The 1,266-nt window shown below is 67.2% G+C and carries 1 protein-coding gene; it reads left to right on the top strand.

Annotation, left to right across the window (positions count from 1 at the left end):
• Positions 1–35: 35 nt before the first annotated feature.
• A partial coding sequence (locus AB0H93_RS44245) for an alkaline phosphatase D family protein (RefSeq protein WP_358582971.1) occupies positions 36–1,266 on the top strand: 1,231 nt, incomplete at its 3' end.

Consider the following 1,266-nt stretch of genomic DNA (forward strand, 5'->3'; position numbering starts at 1 on the left):
TCAGCCCGACCGAGAGTTTCCGCAGCGTAGAACGCGTGCGCGGGCCGATCCTGGACCCCAGCCACGATCTGACCGGAAAGGTCCAGCTGCGCAAGCTTCCCGCCGGGCAGGACGTCTTCTACCGCGTCATCCTGGCCGACCCGGACGATGACGCACTCACCGGCGAGCCGGCGTTCGGTCGGCTTCGCACGGCGCCGACCGGAGCTTCCGACATCCGCTTCCTGTGGTCCGCCGACCTCGGCGGCCAGGGTTGGGGCATCGATCCGTCCCGCGGCGGCTACCGGATCTTCGAATCGATGCGCGCGCTGAACCCGGACTTCTTCATCTGCTCCGGAGACCTGATCTACGCCGACGGCGTCATCCCGGCCGAGAAGCCGCTCGCCGACGGCACCACGTGGCGCAACATCGTCACACCGGAGAAGTCCAAGGTCGCCGAAACGCTGGACGAGTACCGCGGCAACTACCGCTACAACCTGCTCGACGAGAACATGCGCCGGTTCAACGCCGAGGTAGCGCAGATCAACTCGTGGGACGACCACGAAGTCGTCAACAACTGGTATCCCGGCGAGATCCTCGACGACAGCCGGTACACCGAGAAGCGAGTCGACGTGCTGGCCGCGCGGGCGCGCCAGGCCTTCCACGAATACCTGCCGACCACCATCCGCGGCGATGAGGAAGGCCGCGTCTACAAGGTCAAGCGGTACGGCGAACTGCTCGACGTGTTCGTCATCGACATGCGTTCCTACAAGGACCCGAATACGCCCGGCCTGGAAACCAAGAGCGACGGTGGCGTTTTCGGACGTCGGCAGCTCGACTGGCTCAAGGACGAACTGCGCGCTTCTCGTGCCACCTGGAAGGTCCTGGCCGCGGACCTGCCGATCAGCCTGGTCGTACCGGACGGCGCCGCGATCGAGGCGATCGGGCAGGGCGACCCCGGGGCCCCGTTGGGCCGGGAGCTGGAGATCGCCGAGCTCCTGTCCTTCGCCAAGCGCCACCACATCACCGGCATGGTGTGGGTCACCGGCGACGTGCACTACACCGCCGCGCACCACTACCACCCGTCCCGCGCGAGCTTCACCGACTTCGATCCGTTCTGGGAGTTCGTCTCCGGCCCGCTCAACGCGGCGGTCGGCGTGGCCCCGCAACCGAATCGGGTCGACCCCACGTTCGGCCCCGAGGTCGTCTACTCCAAGGCAGCGCCCTCGCAGCAGGTCGGCAACCCCGGCTTCGGGTACCAGTTCTTCGGCGAGGTCGCCATCGACCACG

This window comes from Saccharopolyspora sp. NPDC050642 (assembly GCF_040654735.1).
Lineage (GTDB): Bacteria > Actinomycetota > Actinomycetes > Mycobacteriales > Pseudonocardiaceae > Saccharopolyspora > Saccharopolyspora elongata.